This is a genomic window from Crocosphaera watsonii WH 8501, from assembly GCF_000167195.1.
Taxonomy (GTDB): Bacteria; Cyanobacteriota; Cyanobacteriia; order Cyanobacteriales; family Microcystaceae; genus Crocosphaera; species Crocosphaera watsonii.
The window spans coordinates 1-2164 of record NZ_AADV02000315.1 but is presented as its reverse complement, the minus strand read 5'-3'; the positions used below and the strand labels follow the sequence as shown (position 1 = coordinate 2164).

3 protein-coding genes and 1 pseudogene are annotated in these 2164 nt (G+C 35.7%); 2 read left to right on the top strand and 2 right to left on the bottom strand.

Features of this window, described 5'->3' with window-relative positions:
- On the bottom strand, nt 1–451 hold a 451-nt coding region (locus tag CWATDRAFT_RS31335), incomplete at its 3' end, for a transposase (RefSeq protein ID WP_042713071.1).
- A gap of 179 nt (nt 452–630) precedes the next feature.
- Between CWATDRAFT_RS31335 and CWATDRAFT_RS40885 the strand changes: the two genes are divergently transcribed.
- Both CWATDRAFT_RS40885 and CWATDRAFT_RS31325 read left to right on the top strand, forming a co-directional pair.
- On the top strand, nt 631–834 hold the full coding sequence (locus CWATDRAFT_RS40885) for a hypothetical protein (protein ID WP_232287257.1): 204 nt from the start codon (nt 631–633) through the stop codon (nt 832–834).
- A 253-nt stretch (nt 835–1087) separates the two neighbouring features.
- Nucleotides 1088–1405: a globin family protein gene (locus tag CWATDRAFT_RS31325; RefSeq protein ID WP_007308686.1), complete on the top strand. Its 318-nt coding sequence runs from the start codon at nt 1088–1090 to the stop codon at nt 1403–1405.
- Nucleotides 1406–1504: 99 nt separating this feature from the next.
- On the opposite strand, the pseudogene CWATDRAFT_RS31320 reads toward CWATDRAFT_RS31325, so the two are convergent.
- A pseudogene (locus CWATDRAFT_RS31320) lies at nt 1505–2164 on the bottom strand (NF041680 family putative transposase); the annotation flags it as partial.

Here is a 2164-nt window from a genome sequence, read left to right as displayed (position 1 = left end):
CTTCAAAGTTGGGTTCTATTTTATGATAACGACTCGTTTTTTGGTCGAGAATAGTCTCAGGACAATATTCCAATCTATTAATTGTACTTTTTCCAGCTAACCATCCCTTTTTATCTTCAAGTTCATTAAGCTTTTCTAAAGCGATCTTAAGGGCAGGATCGTGACGTAATTTATCATGGTCATTGACATCTTCATAGCCTAAAATAATTCCATAAAGCCTTTGTGCTAATAACTCATGAACGGAATGATCTACATAAGATTGATGACGATGATCTTGAAAACAGTTACCAAACTTCTCGGTAATTCCCAGTTTTTTATCCAACTCAGCTATCCAGACAATCCCCGCATCTGAAGTGATTAGTCCCCCATCAAAATTAGCGATTATTTCTTTTCCTTTCTGTTTACTAAAGTTGATTACTTGACGAGGAGTTCGGGGATAACTCGGACTCATTAAATCAGTTTAAGGTAAATTGCTTTAATAATTAAATTATAGCATATTTTATTCTAACAATCTAGTACTATTAGAGATTTTATTAATAATTTTTTTGGAAAAATGAGTGATTGATTTATCTTTTCATCTTTGTCTAATTCGGGTTGATTTTAACTTAAAATCTGACAACAGACTGTTGGTTGGGGAAATCTGCGATCGCTCTGTTCAAACCCACTTCCTGTAAGGCTTCTGTGTTTGGCGATCGCAGATTTTGTGAGAAATTCGGGTCTAGTATCAGTGTTTATGATTTCTTTCGTACTTGTAATTGGGTTGGAGAAACCAGCAATATAAAGGATTTCGATGCCGTTGAATTAATCGAAAATTCTCAGTCCTTATTAGCCTAAAATCTCAAAGATTTTTTAGGAAAATCCAACTGGAAAGGACACCAGGAACCCCAGACTTTTTCTGAGCAAGTTCAACTTTCACCTGAGTCTTTACTCAGTCTTTCCGTTAACACCTTTTTCCGAGGAATTCGCTGGAAAAAGCCGCCCGAAATTGCTCCCATGCCTAAAAAGTCTTCGTTTACACCTCCAAACGATAATACTTCTTCTGACTTAGATTTAAACAACTTATCTGATTTATTCTAAAACAAAGATCATGCAGAAAGATTTTGAAACCTTATTCTATGAAGCTGACGATCACTATCTTGAATCTTCAGACTTACAATCCTTAAGACAAGGGGCCGTAACCCTTAAAGAACGCCTAAAAATTTATCAAAGTTTACGGGATAAAGAAATACCTATATTTCAGACTATTGCTAATAGTTTGGTTGAGGCTTTTCCTGATGAAAATATGCAGTGTCTGGAACAAGCATTACAACACTGGATGTCAGTGATGCGATATGGCGCAATGGCCATGTTATTAAATAATCCCGATTATTTCAGACTTGGACTTTGGACAAAAAAAATTTATTAGCGTATATTTTACGCTAAACTAAAACCCCAAAATATCGGCTCTGTATCAGTCAATAAAATTGGCTGACAAATAGGGCTAATCTATAGATTCTGAGGGAAACTAAGGAGCTTTTAAGTTTTCAGTTGATTTTTTGCTCCCTTTCTTGATAACATCATGACGAGTTCGTGGGGCTTTTTTGTAACCTTTAATACGTCCGGAAGAAAAACCTCGACGTTTGGGAAATTTGGCGAAAGTCCCCAAGGTCGTAATTATTCTTGAAAAGTCTCTTTGAACTAGACTAGGGGTGATTTTGATGGATTTATTAGTCTTCAAATACTGTTCCCAATCACGGGGTAAAACCACAGCTAATTTTCTGGCAGCCCACAAATTTACATAAGAAAGAAGTGTTAGTTTAAACCAATTTTCTTCATGATGTACATCGGGAGTTAAATAAGATGTCATCAATAATCTTTGTTTACCAAATCGAAAAAGATGTTCCATGTCATAACGTTGTCGATAACACTGATAACAATCAACTAAACTTAACTCATCGCGCCGAGAACCAATAACAATAAGCCACATAGGTTTCCAAATACTATTTCTTTCTTGATCTCTGACAACAATCTGGAGTAAAGTAAAGGGGTGATTGTTCATTTTATAGTTTTTAGTTCCTCTCATTAACATCTGTTTTCATCCCGAAATAGTCACTGTTAATTGACGACCTTTTTTCGTTGTAAAGGGAACATGATGAACTTCATCAGGTTCAGTCCAAGTTTGGTC

Coding starts and splice junctions, on each gene's coding strand:
- CWATDRAFT_RS31325 (WP_007308686.1), top strand. CDS start 1,088: ATGCAGAAAGATTTTGAAACCTTATTCTATGAAGCTGACGATCACTAT.